We start from the raw sequence: 17,762 nt of genomic DNA, 5'->3' as shown, positions 1-17,762 counted from the left end.
TTCCAGAAAACGATTTCAGTGTAAACCCTTTTGGGTATCGCAAGCGCTGTTGCGATGCACGTGGCCAAGGTGGCGGCTCATCCTTTCGTACGATTTGGGCTTTTGACCGATGTACCGAGCGGAACGTCTTTCGTAGAAATCGATTTCAAGCTAGGCTTGACCCGCCAAATTTTGGGGGAGCCCGATGTCGTAAGCGTTTTGCGGCTGCCAATGCGCGATCCACGGCAGCTATCGGCCGCTCAAAGCCCGGACTTCATCCACACTTGTCGCCGTAAAGAGCCTCAAGACCGCAGACATAAGCGGTTCAAAGGACGCAAAGGGAGAAGCTCATGAAGGACAGCAAACATGCTAGCAGCCCATCAGGCATCAGCCGCCGGACGCTTCTGGCAGGGGCTGCCATCGGCGTAAGCCAGATCGCAGCACCATTCGTGGTCACGGCCCGGGCCGCTGAAGCAATCAAGATCGGCATGCTTCTGCCCAAATCGGGACCATACGCCATCCAGGGCGAAACCGGGCATAACGGCGCACTGGTCGCGGTGGACGATTTCGGCGGACACGTGCTGGATAGACCGATCGAGATCGTCTGGCTCGATGAATCAAGTCCGCAATCGACCCAGCAAAACATGCGCAAGCTGATCGAGGAAGAGAAGGTCGCCGCCATCCAGGGCGGCGTGTCGAGCGGAGACGTTCTCGCCATCATGCCGGTCGCCGAGCAGGCAAAGATGCTTTTGATGGCGACCGGTCCGAACGCCACGGAAATCACTGGAAAGAATTGCAACAAATACACCTTCCGGGTCGACCTTCCAAACAAGGTGACGGTCCAGAGTGTCTACCCTCAGCTGAAAGAGCGGGGAAAAAAATGGTATTTTATCGTTGCCTCGTATGCCTGGGGCATCGATGCCTACAATCAAATGAAGGACGTCCTCGTCAAGGATGGCGGAACGGTCCTCGGGTATGATCAGGCACCGCTCGGGACCACTGACTTCAGCTCCTATATCCTGAAAGTGCGCCAGGCCAAGCCCGACGTGCTTTATGTCGGCCTGGGTGGAACCGACCTGACCAACCTGCTGAAGCAGATGCACGAGATCGGTCTCACGCGACAGATGGGGCTGTCTTCTCCGATTGTAAACGATAGCGATCTGTGGGCAGCCGGACCTGACGCATCGTTCGGAACGTATCCGAAATTGTGGAACTACACGGGTCCCCACCTTACAAAGCGCAGCGCCGAGTTCGTCGACGCCTATAAGAAGAAGTTCGGGACGCCGCCCGAAGTCGAGGGCTGGCAGGACTGGTTCGGTGCAACGGCGATTCTCACCGCGATCAAGGAGACCAAGTCGACGGACTCATCCAAGCTGGTTGCCTTCCTGGAAGAGCATAAATTCGATGGCTACAAGGATGCTCCGATCGGATTCCGCAATTTTGACCATCAACTCGTGCAGCCGCTGCTGGTCGCAACTGTCAGGGACAAGATAACCGACAAGTACGATTACTTTAATATCGATAGCGAATATCCCAAGGATCCAGCCCAGCTCGACGCGGCCTACGGCAGCCAGGCTGAGATCGGCTGTGTCTTTAGGAGCTGACAGGGAGACGTTCATCACTTGGCGCGGCGCGGCGGCAAGGCCGCCCCGCCGATCTTTCTGTCCTGCAAGCGGATAGCACATGACCGAGCTAATTATCTCTCAGGTCGTCAATGGGCTCGTGCTCGGCTTCCTTTACGTCCTGATCGCGATCGGGCTCTCCATCATCTTTGGCATGCTCGGCGTCGTGAACTTCGCCCATGGCGTCTTTTTCGCGCTCGGCGCCTATTTCGCGCTCTCCTTGCGCGACAATCTCGGCCCATGGGCGATCGTCCTTGCGCCACTTGGGGTGGGCATCCTCGGCATGGCCATCGAGACGACGCTCATGCGCCCCCTGTACGGCAAGGAGCCGCTGCTCGGGCTATTCATGACCTTCGGCATTGCGCTCTTTACCGAAGAACTGATCCGGACCATCTGGGGCGCCGCGGGACGGCCGTTCAATCCGCCAGCCTTTCTGTCGGGCTTTATCATTTGGGGGCCGGTACTCGTCACAAAGTACCGACTGTTCGTGCTTGTCGTGACGATTCTTATCCTTGCTGCGCTTTGGCTCTTCCTCCACGGCACGCGTTATGGCCGCATCATTCGCGCTGGCAGCCGCGATCCCGAGATGGTGAGCATGCTGGGCATCAACCTCAAGAGGGTCTTCACCGCGGTATTCGGTCTCGGGACCGCAATTGCCGGCATCGCTGGCGTGCTTGCCGCGCCACTTTGGAGCGTTGTGCCCTCGATGTCCGAAGCTGCTATCATGCCGGCCTTCGTCGTCGTCACGATCGGCGGACTCGGCAGTTTTGGCGGCGCTGTGATCAGTGGTCTTCTGGTCGGCATATCGGTTGCGCTGTCCATTCAATTTTGGCCCGCGGCATCGACAGCCGTGATGTATGCGCTCATGATCGTCGTTCTTCTGATCCGGCCGCGCGGACTGTTGGGCGAGAGCTGGGAGCGATTTGAATGAAGCCGGCTCGACGATTGACTCTGCATCCTATTCTAGTCGCCGGCATCGTGTTCGCAGTTCTGCCATTCATTTTGCCGCGCATCGGCTCAACCACAAGTCTTGCGACGGAAATTGCCATCTACGCGCTCTACGGCGTCGGATTTAACCTGCTGCTCGGGTACACCGGCATGGTTTCGTTCGGTGCCTCGGCCTTTTTTGGCGCAGCGAGCTATGCGGCGGGCCTAGCGGTGCTTCATCTGTTCGACAACATGTATCTGTCGATCGTCTTCGGCACCGTAACGGCCGCCGTACTCGGCCTCATCATCGGGCTCCTAATCTTGCGACGGCGCGGTATCTATTTCTCGCTGCTCACCTTGGCTTTCACGCAGTTGTTCTATGAGATCGCGTTCAAGTGGACTGACCTTACCGGAGGCGAAAATGGTCTTCAGGGCATTTCACGCGCCAGCCTGATGTCGCCGCTAGCTTACCACTTTTTCGTGGTCGCGATTGTGCTCGCTGGCATGTACGCGATCTGGCGGGTCGCTCATTCGCCGTTCGGACGCGTGTTGCAGGCGCTGCGAGACAACGAGGAGCGTGTGCGCTGTCTCGGATACGATACCAAGCGTACCAAGCTCGTGGCATTTGTCGTCTCGGCGACCGTCATCGGTCTTGCCGGTAGCCTGCTCACCTTTCTGATCCAGAGTGTCTATGCCGACAACCTCAACTGGCAGCATGCCGGCGACCCCGTGATGATGACCATTCTGGGCGGCATCCATCATTTCCTCGGACCGACTTGGGGAGCTGTCATCTTCATCCTGCTCAGCGATCAATTGAGCTCCATCACAGAGCACTGGTGGCTGTTCTTCGGCGCGATCCTGATCGCCTTCATCCTGCTTTCGCCGGAGGGCCTCTCTGGACTCTGGCTTCGCCTTGTGGGAGGGCAGCGCTGGACCTTGACCGCAGACGCAATACCGCCGCGACCGAGCCAGCTCAGAAGCTTGCTTGACATTGAAGATACAGCCTCCGCTGCTGGAGACGGTGTCGTCCTCGAAGTTAGCGGCTTGTCAAAGCGGTTCGGCTCGCTCGTCGTTGCCGATAACGTAGAACTTAAGGTGAAGGCGCGTACACTGCACAGCCTCATCGGTCCAAATGGCGCCGGCAAGACGACCTTCTTCAATATGCTGACCGGGCTTCTGCCGAACGATGGCGGAAGGCTAAGATTTCGCGGTCGCGACATCACGAGAATGCCTGCGCATCAGCGCATCGATGCCGGGCTGGCGCGTTCCTTTCAGATCGTCAGCGTCTTCACCAATCTGACTGTTTTCGAGACAGTGCGAGTCGCGGCGCAAGCGCGCTCCCCCTATCGTATGTCGCTCTGGCGAGATGCCTATCGGCTAGCTGGAGTCTGCGATAAAGCTTGGACGCTCCTGGCCACGGTAGGGCTTGCCGAGCGTGCGCACGAGCTTTGCTCAAACCTTGCCCATGGGGAACAGCGCCTGCTTGAAATCGCGGTGGCGCTAGCTACCGCCCCCGAGCTGCTACTGCTGGACGAGCCTTTAGCAGGGCTTGGCGACGCCGACCGCGAACGGATCGGAACCTTGATCCGAGAACTTTCGCATAGCCACACCGTGCTCCTGATCGAGCATGATATCGATCGGGTTCTTTCGCTGTCCGACCGGATTACTGTCCTGCACCAGGGCCACGTGATCGCGGAAGGTGAGCCGTTCGCAATCGCTGACGATCCGAAGGTGCTTGAGGCCTATCTCGGACGCCACGGCACGCGTCGTTCTCAACAGGCAGCAATCAAGACTGCAGCAAGGAAGCGCCCCCCTCTGCTCACGATTAAAGGCATCCACGCCGGCTACAACTCCAGTCGTATTCTTCACGGCATCGACCTTGAGGTGCGCGAAGGCGAAGTAGTCGCCCTGCTTGGGCGCAATGGCGTCGGCAAAACCACCGCGTTGCAGACCATCATGGGCCTCCTCAGGCCAACGAAGGGCAGTATTACGTTCGCCGGCAGCGATATAACCTCGCTGTCGCCGGATCGGATCAATCGGCGCGGCATCGCCATCGTGCCGGAGGGACGCCGCATATTTCCGAATCTCACAGTTGCCGAGAACCTTGCACTTGCAGAGCGTGAAGGAGGCTGGTCACTCGATGAAATCTATGCGCTGTTTCCCAAGCTGCGCATGCGCGAGAATGCACGCGGCGAGAACCTCAGCGGCGGCGAACGACAGATGCTTGCAATCGGACGCGCGCTCTGCGCTCCACAGAAGCTGATACTGCTTGACGAGCCGTTCGAGGGTCTTGCGCCTTCAGTTGTCGCGGAGGTCTTGGCAGCGATCGAACAGCTTCGCCACAGAACGAGCATCCTGCTCGTCGAGCACAAGGTGGATCTCGTGCTCGATTTGGCCGATAGGGCTTACATCATGGTCAATGGCCAAATTTCCTACGCGGGCGACAGTACGGCGCTGCAAAACGACATCGAGACACAAAATCGGCTGCTCGGCGTCGCCTAATGTGTTGACCGCTTCGGCTACCCCCATGAAGTATTTTGTCCTTGGCGGCGCGTCGGATGGCAACCAGACCTGGCGTTTTTCTGCTACTGTGCGGGTGGGCATGTGAGCAACGCGGCTGCGCCGTGGCCGGGTATTCGAGCTCTCGACGGACGCGGCGAGCGCCGTCACCCTGACGGCGGCATGCGCCGTCTCACTGCCCAGATCAGCTCCTGCAAAGAGCAGCCCAACACAGATAGAGCTGGTAGACCCGCATCAATTCGTTGAGAAGCGGCCCCTTCCCGATCCAGAAGGTCGCCGCACGTAAACCGGTCAACGCCAACGCGTCCAGCCGGTCCAGTACCGTGGGATCTATATCGAGAAAATCAACGCTCCTTGCTCTACCGACTGAAGCCCGCACACAGAGCACAAGCCTCGCTCGGTGCTTCCTGTAGCGACCATCGAGTGAGAGCCGCCGGAGCTCAATCCGCCTTTGAAAGCCGAAACTGGCGTTGCATGTGCCTTTCGACTATCGCAAGTGCCCTGCGGGCAATATCTACGTCGGAGCGACCGAACCGAATTCCCGTGATCTCCCATTCGGTATCGAGAGGCGCGGGCTTTGGCTGAACGATAACACCTCTAAAGCCTTCACAAGCTCGATCCGCTTTTCTAATCACCTCGGTGATCGTCGCTTCCAGTTCTGCACGCGAAATTGGCTGACGCCGATCATCAGACGGCTGGGCTTTCCAAAAAGCTTTCCAAAAGAAGGACATAGGACGCTCCTCCGGAATTACGCCGAGTTTCGTCGTAAACGCTTGGAGCCGTCGATGTCAGCAGAGACCGTTAAAAATGCACGTTTTTTGAGCTAACGTGGTAAAGTGGTCACGCAAATTCAGCAACATGCTACCGCCGGAGGTATTCCGCGCTTGCTCATCATAGCTCGAAGCGGCAGTTCGCTCCCGCCGGTGCTTCATTAGTTGATGGTTGCCGGACGCCAACTGTGTTGCAATTCGCTTTCTTGCCGCGACTTCGCCGGAAGCGTCGCGCTTGCCTATGTGTCCGTCCTTCAGGCTCGGAAATCACTTCAATGCTTCCACCGTCTTTCCACTCCCAAGTCATAGACACAACGGGAGCCGCTCTTACTGACGAACGAGACGCGCGGTAAGTGGCTGGATCGGCCCTGCCCTTGATGATCCGATCCCGCAGCCCTGATGGTGGGAGCTGTGTATCCTACGTGATACTGGAGGGCTCCCGTCGAACGTTCCGAATCACGAGACATCACGCGCCGGAATTGGCTGGCCGCAACGCAGGCGCTGCTGGTCGGGCGCGGCGCCCCGATGATGGTCGCGCGGTTTGGCGCAAGGCCGGACGCTGCATCGCCGTTAACGTGCGCCAGCACCAACGCCGCACAAGAAGTCCCGGATGAAAATATCGGATCATAGTTCGTACGTATGGGATACGACTTTCTCAGACGTTCGCGGATGTCCATAAAAGCGCAATCATCTGGTCGCGCTTCGGTGTATCAAGGCCGTTGCGATCGATCCGCCTCACCGCGTGGGGGCACGGCCACGCGAAGCTCGTCTGACGGCCAATGCTCGAAGAAGTTATGCCGACTGCGACGCAGTGCTCGCGTCCTGTGTTTGGCTGAAATAAGGGCCCTCACACTGTAGCCAAGAAGAAATCCGGCGACAAAAATGCTCCAAGACAGAGCTATTGCGATATTCAATTGCATTGGCGAAGCCTGCGAAGATGTCTTCACGGCAAAGGTGGCTAGTGCCGTGCTTGATAGAGAGCCGCGCCCTCCGAATCGCCAGCTCTTCTCAGTCGGTTTTGCGGCGCCGCCTCATGAGCCAGTAGACACCATAGCCAACCGCAATCACTGGAAGGCCAGCCCCGGCAACGGGCCCCGGCGCACCATGTACGCCACCGCGATTTCCGCTCTCGGCATTTCCATTCTCGTGATTTCCGCTCTCGTGTTTCCAGCTCTCGTGTCTCCCGTTCTCGTGAGACCAACCCTCTTCGATATATCGAGCCTCATGACGTTTGTCGTCGTGGCCCGAGCGCGCTGCATAGAAAACGTAAGAGGAGCTTGCGATTCCCGACAACGCCAATAACGAAAGGAAGATCTTCAGCACGTTCGCCTCCAATCAGCCCTGCCAATCATCATCATGAACTTACGTCTGCTGGCCGCAACTAACCTATGTTAGAGGCGTTCGGATTATCTCATCAGACTGCATGACCACGACAGCAGCACTCCTGGTCGTAACTGCTACGTCGGCGATGTTCCGCCGAACCCGCGATGTTCCCAAGCTTGCTTAGCAAGGCGAGCGTATAGACTGACATCCCCAAGTCGGTCCCGCGAAGCTATTGTCATCTTCTGGACAGAACTCCGACGTCAGCACTTGATCGCCTATACGGCACAGGTTCTCGGGACATGCCGACGGGGCCGATTGGCCGCACGCGTTTATCGGTGGAATGATTACCTGCTGAGGTCAGTTCGGCGCGCGAGCGGTCGGTGGTGAGCTATTTGGGGCTGCGATTGAAACGTTGCGCGAAAGCTGGCCAGCGCCGTCAGTCGATGCAGCTCTTGGTCGGTGATCACGCAAGTTAACGAGCGGAAATTTGTGTTGAAGAATTCCGAGGCGTTCAGGGGCCTGTTCTGTCGGTGCCGAACAGACGAGATCCAATGCGAACGCCAAGCTGGCTAGGTTTGATGCCGGAGTTATATTTGCGATCGCCCCGGCGGTTCCGACGCCGCCGGGCTTTTCGCCACCGGCTACTATCCCCGGAGAAAAAAATGGCCGATGGCTGGTTCTTCCGTTATGTCGATAAGCAACAGAACGCAAAGCAGTCACGCTTTTTCTCAACGAGGGAACAGGCAGTAGATGAAGCGTGCTCCTACAGAGAGCGGGGCTACTTAGTTACCTCGCTCGAGGGGCCGGGTCTTCGGATGACTGCGGTCGATCTCGCAAAGCTGGCCAATAGGGTCTAAACTGCGCCCCGCGAGCTAGCCTATTTCGTAGATCTCTCGGCCGCTGGCGTCGCAGCGGATGACTTCCCTGCGAACCATCAATCGTTGCCGATCCTCGACTGGAGGCGGCACCATACGCCTCCAGTCCGTCCGCTTTGCGCCAAAACCTGATGGTGCTCGCAGCTGGAGCTTCAGACGCACCGCGCTTTTGTACGACCAAATGCGGTGCAATACCCGGTAAACGAAAACGCGGTGGGATTGCAGACCTCGACCGGATAATGTGGCGCAGCCCGTGCGTCTCAGGCTCACGAATTTCGTCCGAAGCCAAAACGCGCGCCTAGCCGCGACCATTCAGTAGATGCGCGCAAAATCTCCTTCCTGTTTGATGTCAGTGAACGCCGGAAATCGCGCCTTCCAAGGCGTTCCCTTGGCCGTGGTCAGTCTGATTGAGCCTTTCCAGCAAGCTGAGGCCATCCTTGCGCAGGCTGGCCGACACTGCCGCGCGATCCGGGAAATTCTTCAAGACGTCGTCGAGCCGGATCGTACGGCCCCGCCAGGAAACCGCTTGCGCCTGCGGCATAGGAGTAGTCGAGAACGCATTCTAATTTCTCCGGCGCGGCGCCCCCCGACAGCAGCACCCAGGGAACGCTTTGTGCAAGGCAAATATCGCCGATCGTGTCAAACTCCTTCTGAGCGGCTTTCGCTTCGGCACTAGCGTCACGGGCCGGCAAGCTGTCGGCCACGAACGGACTTTCCAGCTTCAGGAGATCAATGCCGTATTCCGGATCGGCAAAACTCCCGCACGCTTTCGATGACCAGACCGGGAAGCTTGCCCGGGGACTCCACGTAGTCGGCTGTGTGATTGGCGCTGCCGAGGAATGGATAGACAAGCAATTCCAAGACATAAGGAATGTCGCGGCGGGCCAGTCCTCGCCGATCTCCCGGACAAAGCGCTTCTGATGCTCGTTGACGGCGGGGTCCGCATCCGGCCGGTACCACGCCAGCACCTTGACGGCGTCGGCGCCCATGGCCGGATCTTCTCCACATTCCAGTTGGCGATCGCGCGCGACTTGCGCCCGCCTGCGGTCTCCTCGACGCGATGCTCTTCCAGAGTCATGATTAGGCGGCAGCGCGGCGGCAACAGATCAATCGCGGCGGGCACGGCAAAGTTCGGGTCGAACAGCATCGAGCTGCAATGCGGCGCGAGATTCTCCATGAGAAGACGCTTCGCGGCCGTGACGTCGGAATACTCGACCTGATCTCGCGTAATTCCCTTCGCCTTCGCAATGGCATCGAACAGTGGCGGCCGCTGACCCAGCGCAACCATGCGAAACTGGCCTTCCGCGTCAGCACGGCGTGCCAGCCCGCGGTTCTTTCCAATCGTTCTCATGGCCTCGTCCTCATGAATGCAAGACACTCGTTGATGTTGTGAATTCCGTTGCGGCCGCCGGCGTGGCGCATTTCATCGCGGCCGTGGCTGCAGAAAATGCCATGGCGTTGCGCACATCAAGGCCGGCGCCGATCGCAAGGGCATAGGCGCCGTGAAAGACATCGCCGGCGCCCGTGGTATCGACAACATCGACCGGATACGCGGTCAAGCCGCAGTTCCTGCTGATGGACGAGCCTTTCGGTGCGCTCGACGCCCGGACCCGTTCCAACATGCAGAACCTACTGCTCAAGGTGCGGCAGACCGAAGGCAAGACGGTCATGCTGATCACCCACTCCGTGGAGGAGGCGATCTATCTCGCCTCCCGCATCGTGGCGCCCAGCACGGATCAGGGAGATCATCGACGTACCGTTCGCTTTTCCGCGCGATGAATTGATCGAGGAGCGGCCCGAATTCGGCGAGCTGAGAGGCTACATCAGGCAGCTTATGATGGACGAGTATCGCGCTGAGCAGCCGCAGCTGCGCCCCGTCTCGTTCTCGGAATAACAGCAAAGTGGAGGAGTGACCGATGGATCGGCGACAATTTCTGACCACGACGGCCGGGCTTGCACTTGGAAGCTTCTCCGCGGCGGCTCCGGCCATCGCACAGGCTAGAACGAAGGTTCGCGTCGGATATCTCCACACCGTTGCCGTTGACGGCCAGATCTGGACTGGCATGGATCGCGGATCCTTTGAAAGGCAGGGCCTCGATCTCGAACTGCGGCAGTTCAACACCGGCCTCGAAATTTTCCAGGCACTGATCGGCGGCAGCCTCGACGTGCTGGCGACAGGCGCCGTGCTCTCGAACTTCCCGGCCCGCGGCCAGGGCAAGGTCTTCTTGATCAACGACATCGAGGTGGCGACCGCGCAACTCTGGGTGCGCGGCGACCAGGGCATCAAGTCGTTCGAGGACCTGAAAGGCAAGCGCATCGCGACCGCGACCGGCACCACTGCGCATGTGTTCCTTGATCGCGCCCCGCGCGCCAACAAGATCGATCCCAAGGACATCGAACTCGTCAATCAGACCATGCCGGCGGCGGTGACTGCATTCGTCTCCGGCGCAGTGCCTGCCATTGCGCTCTGGGTGCCTTCCAACGTAACCGTTCGCGATAAGATGCCCGGCGCGGTCAAGCTCGCCGATGCTTCCGCCTATTATCCGCAAGCCGCGATCATCGGCGGCTGGGCCGCCAAGGCTGGTGAAGCTGATCCGCGGCTGGGCCGATGCTAATGACTACATCATCGCCAACAGCAACGAAGCCATGGAAAAGCTGCAGAAGGGCCATTACAGCCGAACGGCGATGGCCGATATCGACAAGTCGTTCAAAGCGCAGAAGATGTTCTCGTCGCGGAACTGGAAGCGGATGTATTCCGACGGCACGGTCACCAACTGGCTGCAGCAATCGACTGACTTCTTCATGGCCAATGCCGGCATCAAGGACTTTACGCCCGCGAGCAAATATTTCGACCCGGGCCTGTTCCTGAAGACGATTGCGTGAGTAATTGACAGACTGAGAAGCACGCGTGCCAGCAATGGAACCAGTCGTACTGCGCGCTCGGGCTTTCTCGGCTCAGTTTATAATCCGGTACCATGCCCGACAGGTGTCGCGCCCGCGACGTTGACAGAAGTTCGGGTCGGCACGGACTCGTACGCGTTCGTATGAGACTTGCTGCGGTGATTTGACTCTGGAGCTTTGGAGCCCCGCCCTGCTGTACACTCAGATGCGCTTCAGTGCTTCATTGTCTGTCGATCCCGACCTAACTATTCCAATTTCACTACTTCGGTCGGCCTCTTCAATGCGAGACGCTGAATTTTAGAGTCACCTGTGGCCGCCCGTTTTCTCGCCAAGCCGATCCGCGAACTACGAGATCGTAGAACATCCTAGTCTGGCGCGCAAAATCGTAGGATTGCTAGCGGGGACCGCTACACCGCTAAATCTACCATTTCGAAAGCCGTTGTTCTCTTATCGACGAGCAGCATAATTTTTCGACGAGCAGCATAATTTTCGACGAGCAGAGTAATTTGACGTTGTGGCGCTTTGCTGGCCTGCCGAAGGCGGCCTTTTGCACCATGTCGTGAATGTTTAGGGAGCAACTTCAAATCCGGAACTCGCAGCCCGTTTCTCGCATGGTCGAGCGGACCAGTCCTCGGTTGGCAGCGTGGGTAATCGCGGCCCTCCGGCGTAGCCACGTTTAATCGCCAGCCTGTGACAGCCGTTCCGCCCGGATCAAGGGAGAGTGTTAGTTGTGGGGACCAGGCGGCTAAAGAGCTCGTGCGAAATTCGCGAAGAACTCGTCCGCCAACTTCTTGGCCGTGTTGATAAGTCGTTGCCCCAACTGCGCCAGCTTACCCCCGATCTGCGCGTCGACGTGGTAGCTCAAGAGCGTACCGCCTTCACGTTCAATGAGATCGACCTTGGCCCCGCCCTTCGCGAAACCTGCGACGCCGCCCTCGCCTTCCCCCGAAATCTTGTAGCCGTTTGGAGGATCGAGATCGCTAAGAGTGACCTTCCCCCAGAATCGCGCGGATACGGGACCGACCTTCATCTTGGCGACAGCACCAAACCCTTGATCGTCGGCCCTTTCCAGCTCCTCGCATCCTGGGATGCACGCCTTCAGGACTGCCGGATCGTTCAGCTTCTCCCAGACCGCCTGCCTGGGCGCAGCAAGCTGAATCTCTCCGCTCATCGTCATCGCCATGGGGTTCTCCAATGTCGCGAGAACAAGTCTCGGACGTCAATTGCGGACAGGCGCAAACACGCGGGCCATGTACGTGGAAACGTCGTCCGAGATTTCCGTGCGCGAGGCCGCAGCGACGCCGGCCAGCGCCTTCGCGAGCTCTTTTTTGAACTCGATCTGCATCGAGCGGGCGATCTGGATCCGCTGCGCTTGCGGAGATCCCGCCCCGTGCATGGATTCGGTCAGATACCCCACCGCGTTCCTGCCGAGCGTCATGTTCTCGACCAGCCGCAGAATCCGGATCCGGTCCTCGGTCGAAACCTCGGGACGTCCCTTTAGATATTTCTCGATCAGAGGGCCGATCGTTTCGTGCCGCAGCTCGCGGTGCGACGGCAGGGTGACCATCAAGCCACCGGCGAGGTCCTGCGCCAGCCGACCGATCTCGTAGGGAAAGCGCGTGACGTGGTGCTTGCAGACGTTCGCGAGCATTTCGTCCGGTAGGTACGCTCCGGACTTCATGGCGATCCCCTGGTGGCTCGCGGCCACGCCGGTCCCGTAGATCGTCTCGTTCAGATGGGTCATCTCGACGAGCTTGTCACGAATGTGAGAGACGCGCTCGACCCCATTATAGTCCGCGATGGTCGCCGCGGCGCCGATCAAGACATCGCCGACGCCTGTCTTGCAGACGTAGCTGCGGCGGTGATAGCAGGTGAACCGTTCGACCAGCATGGAGGCAAACTCGAACTCTCCATCGAGGAAAACGAGCTCGTTGGGAATGAAGACGTCCTCGAAGACGATCATCGCTTCCTGACCGGAGAACTGCGCGTTGCCGGCGTCGATGTCGCCCTCCTCCGCGCTGCGGGTGTCGCAGGATTGCCGGCCGTAGATGTAGGTGATGCCCTCGGCGTCCACGGGAATCGCACCGACGATGGCGTAGTCCTTGTCGCCGGCCTCCAACCTCATCGTCGGCATCACGATCAGCCAGTGCGAATTGAGGCAGCCCGTCTGGTGCGCCTTCGCGCCACTGACGTAGACACCATCGGGCGTCCTGCGCACGACGTGCAGGAAGAGATCCGGATCCACCTGCTGCGATGGCGATCTGCTGCGGTCGCCTTTGACGTCGGTCATCGCGCCGCCGATCACCAGGTTTGCACTCTGCATGCGAGCGAGGAACTCCTTGAACCGCGCGTGGTAATGGGTCCCGTGTTTCTCATCCAGATCGTACGTCACGGAATGCAGCGAATTGAGCGCATCCATGCCGACGCAGCGCTGGAAGCAGGTGCCGGTCAGTTGCCCGAGACGGCGCTGCATCTTGTTCTGCATGACGAGATCGCCAGGGCTCGTCGAGATATGGAGAAAGCGGTTCACGCGACTGCCGGTGAGGGGCGAGACCGCAGAAGCCAGTTCAGGATCCTCTGTGGCGAGATCGTAAGTTTTGGCGACCGCGTTGATCGAAGGCCTGATGATGGGATGATCGACCGGTTCTTCGACCAGCTCACCTAGTAGATACACCTTGAGTTTGCGTCCTCTCAAGCTCTCGACATACTCGGCGCCGGATCGGATCGGATTGCGAGACCCGATCGAACCAGCGGCGACGACTTCCTGATCCATAACAATGCCTCCATCGGAGCGGGCCCGCGCCGTGACCTATCCGGGCGTCCTGTCGGGCCTGTCTCAACCCTTCTTCACAAGCGGGCAGGCGCTGTCCTTGAGCGGACGGAACGCTTGGTCGCCCGGGATCACTTCGCGGAGCTTATAGTAATCCCACTCGCCTTTCGACTCGGACGGCTTTTTGACTTCGTAGACGTACATGTCGTGCACCATGCGCCCGTCCTCGCGGATCCGCCCGTCCTTGGCGAAGAAATCATTGATCGGCATCTCGCGCATCTTGCTCATGACGGCCTGCGCTTCGTCCGTGCCGACGGCCTGGACCGCCTGCAGGTAATGCATGGTCGACGAGTAGTCGCCAGCGTCACCCATGTGCGGCATCTTCTTCGTGCGCTCAAAGTAGCGTTTCGACCATGCACGCGTCTCCTCGTCGCGGTCCCAGTAGAAGGCGTTGGTGAGAACGAGCCCCTGCGCGGCCGAGAGTCCCAGACTCTTCACGTCGGTGATCCAGACCAGGAGGCCAGCGAGAGTCTGGCCGCCGGCCGGAATGCCGAATTCCTGCGCCGATTTGATCGAGTTCACCAGCACGTTGCCTGAGCCGGCCAGCCCCACGACCTGCGCCTTCGACGACTGCGCTTGCAGCAGGAACGACGATTGGTCGAACGAATCCGGCGGATACCGAGTCGATCCGACGACCTCGCCTCCCAGCGCCTTCACCACCGCCGCGGTGTCGGCTTCGAGCGCGTGCCCGAACGCGTAGTCTGCCGTCAGGAAGTACCATGACTTCTTGCCCGCCTTGGCCAACGCCGTGCCGGTTCCGCGCGCGAGCGCGTAGGTGTCGTAGGCATAGTGAACGCTGTTCGGTGTGCATGCGTCCCCGGTCAGACGAGACGAACCGGAACCGTTGATGATGGCGATCCGGTTCTTTTCCTTCGCGAGTCCCGAAACCGTGAGCGCGATCGACGAATTGATCAGGTTGCCGATCATGTCGACGTGGTCCACATCCAACCATTTGCGCGCCAGCGCGGAGGCGACGTCGGGCTTGTTCTGGTGATCGGCGACGACGACCTCGATCGGCTTCCCGAGAACCTTGCCGCCGAAATCCTCGACCGCCATCTTGATCGCCGTCACGGAGCCTTCTCCGGATTCGTGCGAGAATTGCCCGGACATGTCCGTCAGCACGCCAATCTTGACAACGTCGTCCGAGATACGCGCCGTCTGCGCGCCGGCACCGTTGACCATCAGGATCGCCGCCGACGCGATCAGGACGCAGCCAATTCTCAGCTTCATGAGATTCCTCCCCCTGGGTTCGTACGCCGTCGACTTCGATTTTATGACTAGGCTAGCATAACTAGACTTATGTCACATGCGTAACTAGACTGATTTTTTCGGCGAGTCAATCTCGCCGATGTGCTAGACGTGCGCAGCTTTCGAGGGCAGCCGCCGTCCCGGCGACTGCGTGAATGGACCATCCGGAATGCCCGTCGCAGCCAAGATCCAGACAACCAAAGACTCGGCCAAGCCAAGGTCGGCGGCGACCGCGGTCCGGACGACAGTCGGGCGAACCGATCGCAATTGTTCGGTCGCCCGCACGCTGGACGTCGTCTCCGACGCGTGGGCTTTCCTGATCATCCGCGAGGCCTTCTTCGGGACGCAGACGTTCGAGGCGTTCCGCTCGGCGCTCGGCATCCCGCGGGCGACGCTGACCGATCGGCTGAAGAAGCTGACCAAGCTCGCCATCTTCCGCCAGGTCGCGCCCGGATCCTCCCAGCGCAAGGAGTATCGGCTGACGAAGATGGGATTCGATCTGTATCCGAGCTTCATCGCTCTCATGCAGTTCGGAGACCGCTGGCTGTCAAAAGGCAAGCCGCCGCCGCTGACGCTGGTCCACGCGACATGCGGTTGCGACAGCCAGCCCGTCGTCACCTGCTCCCATTGCGGCGAGAGCCTCGGCGCGCGCGACGCGAAGTACCGTGACGGCCCCGGCGCCGGGCGTTGTCCCGCCAAGCCGGGCCGCAATACCAGGCGGGCTTCCGACGGAAGTCGGTTCCTCCTTGGCCGCCCGAGCTCGGTATCGCGCGCGCTGGAGATCATCGGCGACAAGTGGAGCTTCATGGTCGTCCGCGAGGGGTTCTTCGGCAACCGTCGCTATGAGCAGATCTTGACTGAGCTCGCGATCGCGCCGAACATCTTGACCGATCGGCTCAATCGCCTTGTCGCCAGCGGCATCTTCTATCGCAGAAAGTACCAGAGCTCTCCCGACCGTTACGAATATCTTCTCACCGAAATGGGACTGGATCTCTATGGCCCCTTCATTGCGATGCTGCAATGGGGAGACCGTTGGCTCGCCAAGGGCAAGCCTCCGCTGATCCTCACTCATCTCAAGTGCGGACATGATTTCCAGCCATCAGTGGCTTGCGACCGCTGCAAACAGCCGATCGTTGCCTCGGACATGCGATATCGGCTGGCGTATGATCCCAAGTCGTTCGGCGCCTTGGGGCCGCGGTCAGTCGACTGAACGATCCCGTCCCGTCACGCCCGGTTCAACGCTTCGACCAGTTTGAAGCGCATGATCTTCCCGGAGCCGGTTCTCGGGATTTGGTCGACGAGATGGATCGCCTCGGGAATCTTGTAGGCCGACAGATGGGACCGGCAGTGATCGGTGAGCGAACGAACATCCAACCCGTTCTCCTTCGCCACGACGAAGAGACAAGGCACTTCTCCCAAGGTCGCGTGCTTCAAACCGACGACCGCGCAGTCCCTGACCTGAGGATGCCGGACGACGATCTCCTCGATCTCGGCGGGCGCGATGTTCTGACCGCCGCGGATGATCAGCTCCCTGATCCGTCCCGTAATGGTCAGGTAGCCTGACAGGTCCGACCTCGCGAGATCGCCGGTGTGATACCAGCCTTTGCGCAGCGCGGCGGCGGTCTCCGCCGGCTTGTTGTGGTAGCCCTGCATCAGGTTCGGACCGCGCACGATCAGTTCGCCTTCTTCGCCGATAGGGACGTCCTCGGCCGACGACGGATCGACGATGCGCACGGCAAGTCCGGGCACGGGCAAGCCGCACGACCCCAGGGGCCGGGCGCCACGTAACCAATTCATCGTCACCATGGTCGACGTCTCGGTGATGCCGTAGCCGTCGAGCAGCCGCGTCTTAAAGCGCTCTTCGAACGCCTTGTTCAGGCTCGCCGGCATGATGGCGCCCGCTGAGATGCAGAGGCGCAGCGCGCCGAGACGTTCGATGCCGATCTCCTGCGCGCGATGCAGGAAATAGTGGAACATCGTGGGCACGCCGGGCAGGACCGAATAGTTCCCCGTCTGCAGCAGATCGAGCGCCTGCTGCGGCGAGAACTTCTCCATGATGTGCTCGCTCGCACCGACGGCGAACACGCCGAGCACGGACAGGTTGAGACCATAGGAGTGGAACAGAGGCAACGGCGACAGCACGACATCCTTTTCCGTCAATTCCGCGATCGGCGCCCAGCAGGACGCGGCGATCCAGAGCATGCCGCGCAACGAGAGCAGGACGCCCTTCGCCCGCCCGGTCGTTCCGGACGTATAGATGATGAAGGACGAACGGTCGATGTCGTCGGGATCCGCCGGCGATGCGGGCCCACCGGACGCGAGCGCCGCCAGTGCAACGCCCGCCTTATCCGCGTCGGGACCTGCGAATATCGACGCGGCCGCGATGCAAGCATCGCGGCAGATTTTGTCGATCAGGTCTTTCCTGGCGACGGTCGTCACGACGAATCCACAGCCGGCGTCCGTGAGACGATAGCTGATCTCGCCTTCCGCCGCATCATAGCTAATGGGCACCACGACCGCGCCGGCGCGCAGCGCGGCGAAGCATGCTTCAATCCAATCGACGCCGTTCGGCAGGTAAATCGCGATCTTGTCGCCGTCGCGCAGACCGGCTTTCGTCAGGTTGGCCGAGATCGAAGCGGTCCGCCCGGCAAGCTCTGCGTAGGTGACGGACCGCGACGAATCCCAATATGCTACCTGGTCCGGTCGTTGCTTCGCATGACGCTCGAGCAGTGTCGCGATAGGCGCGATCAGATCGACGTGAAGCATG

14 protein-coding genes and 1 pseudogene are annotated in these 17,762 nt (G+C 59.9%); 7 read left to right on the top strand and 8 right to left on the bottom strand.

What is annotated here, in order from left to right:
• The first annotated feature begins 329 nt into the window (after window positions 1-329).
• From P6U23_RS12330 to P6U23_RS12320, 3 genes are all read left to right on the top strand, one after another.
• Window positions 330-1,583 carry an ABC transporter substrate-binding protein gene (locus P6U23_RS12330; RefSeq protein WP_407180033.1) on the top strand — a complete coding sequence of 418 codons (1,254 nt, stop codon included), beginning with the start codon at window positions 330-332 and terminating at the stop codon, window positions 1,581-1,583.
• Window positions 1,584-1,662: 79 nt separating this feature from the next.
• Window positions 1,663-2,532: a branched-chain amino acid ABC transporter permease gene (locus tag P6U23_RS12325; protein WP_407180032.1), complete on the top strand. Its 870-nt coding sequence runs from the start codon at window positions 1,663-1,665 to the stop codon at window positions 2,530-2,532.
• Window positions 2,529-5,030, top strand: coding sequence for an ATP-binding cassette domain-containing protein (locus tag P6U23_RS12320; RefSeq protein ID WP_407180031.1), 2,502 nt, complete (start codon window positions 2,529-2,531; stop codon window positions 5,028-5,030). Before P6U23_RS12325 ends, P6U23_RS12320 begins: the two co-directional genes overlap by 4 nt.
• A 458-nt stretch (window positions 5,031-5,488) precedes the next feature.
• On the opposite strand, the gene P6U23_RS12315 is transcribed toward P6U23_RS12320, so the two are convergent.
• From P6U23_RS12315 to P6U23_RS12305, 3 genes are all read right to left on the bottom strand, one after another.
• A complete protein-coding gene (locus P6U23_RS12315) occupies window positions 5,489-5,779 on the bottom strand; it encodes a hypothetical protein (protein ID WP_407180030.1) in 291 nt (96 codons plus the stop codon).
• A gap of 1,047 nt (window positions 5,780-6,826) precedes the next feature.
• A complete protein-coding gene (locus P6U23_RS12310) occupies window positions 6,827-7,141 on the bottom strand; it encodes a hypothetical protein (RefSeq protein ID WP_407180029.1) in 315 nt (104 codons plus the stop codon).
• Window positions 7,142-8,414: 1,273 nt separating this feature from the next.
• A complete protein-coding gene (locus P6U23_RS12305; protein WP_407180028.1) occupies window positions 8,415-9,005 on the bottom strand; it encodes a hypothetical protein in 591 nt (196 codons plus the stop codon).
• A gap of 167 nt (window positions 9,006-9,172) precedes the next feature.
• Here P6U23_RS12305 and P6U23_RS12300 point away from each other — a divergent pair, with 167 nt between their 5' ends.
• Window positions 9,173-9,409 (top strand): hypothetical protein, encoded by a 237-nt coding sequence (locus P6U23_RS12300; protein WP_407181795.1) that lies wholly within the window; start codon window positions 9,173-9,175, stop codon window positions 9,407-9,409.
• Here P6U23_RS12300 and P6U23_RS12295 read toward each other — a convergent pair.
• The gene (locus P6U23_RS12295; RefSeq protein WP_407181431.1) at window positions 9,378-9,638 is read right to left on the bottom strand and encodes a PfkB family carbohydrate kinase; all 261 of its coding nucleotides are present in this window, start codon (window positions 9,636-9,638) and stop codon (window positions 9,378-9,380) included. The two genes, P6U23_RS12300 and P6U23_RS12295, sit on opposite strands and share 32 nt — an antisense overlap.
• Between P6U23_RS12295 and P6U23_RS12290 the strand changes: the two genes are divergently transcribed.
• Window positions 9,541-9,795, top strand: a complete 255-nt coding sequence (locus P6U23_RS12290; RefSeq protein ID WP_407181794.1) for a hypothetical protein — start codon at window positions 9,541-9,543, stop codon at window positions 9,793-9,795. The genes P6U23_RS12295 and P6U23_RS12290 overlap by 98 nt on opposite strands.
• Window positions 9,796-9,932: 137 nt before the next feature.
• Window positions 9,933-10,899 (top strand): annotated as a pseudogene (locus P6U23_RS12285) (ABC transporter substrate-binding protein).
• A gap of 763 nt (window positions 10,900-11,662) precedes the next feature.
• Here the strand turns inward: P6U23_RS12285 and P6U23_RS12280 are convergent.
• From P6U23_RS12280 to P6U23_RS12270, 3 genes are all read right to left on the bottom strand, one after another.
• Window positions 11,663-12,100 (bottom strand): SRPBCC family protein, encoded by a 438-nt coding sequence (locus P6U23_RS12280; protein ID WP_407180027.1) that lies wholly within the window; start codon window positions 12,098-12,100, stop codon window positions 11,663-11,665.
• A 36-nt stretch (window positions 12,101-12,136) separates the two neighbouring features.
• Window positions 12,137-13,690, bottom strand: a complete 1,554-nt coding sequence (locus P6U23_RS12275; protein WP_407180026.1) for a 4-hydroxyphenylacetate 3-hydroxylase family protein — start codon at window positions 13,688-13,690, stop codon at window positions 12,137-12,139.
• Between the two features lie 63 nt (window positions 13,691-13,753).
• Window positions 13,754-14,977, bottom strand: coding sequence for an ABC transporter substrate-binding protein (locus tag P6U23_RS12270; RefSeq protein ID WP_407180025.1), 1,224 nt, complete (start codon window positions 14,975-14,977; stop codon window positions 13,754-13,756).
• Window positions 14,978-15,164: 187 nt separating this feature from the next.
• Between P6U23_RS12270 and P6U23_RS12265 the strand changes: the two genes are divergently transcribed.
• Complete coding sequence (locus tag P6U23_RS12265; protein WP_407180024.1) at window positions 15,165-16,205, top strand: winged helix-turn-helix transcriptional regulator; 1,041 nt, start codon at window positions 15,165-15,167, stop codon at window positions 16,203-16,205.
• Window positions 16,206-16,219: 14 nt separating this feature from the next.
• Here the strand turns inward: P6U23_RS12265 and P6U23_RS12260 are convergent, their stop codons facing one another.
• Window positions 16,220-17,761: a class I adenylate-forming enzyme family protein gene (locus tag P6U23_RS12260; protein ID WP_407180023.1), complete on the bottom strand. Its 1,542-nt coding sequence runs from the start codon at window positions 17,759-17,761 to the stop codon at window positions 16,220-16,222.
• Window position 17,762 lies beyond the last annotated feature (1 nt).

It is taken from the genome of Bradyrhizobium sp. STM 3562 (genome assembly GCF_045571435.1).
GTDB lineage: Bacteria > Pseudomonadota > Alphaproteobacteria > Rhizobiales > Xanthobacteraceae > Bradyrhizobium.
This window is presented reverse-complemented; position numbering and strand designations above follow the sequence as displayed.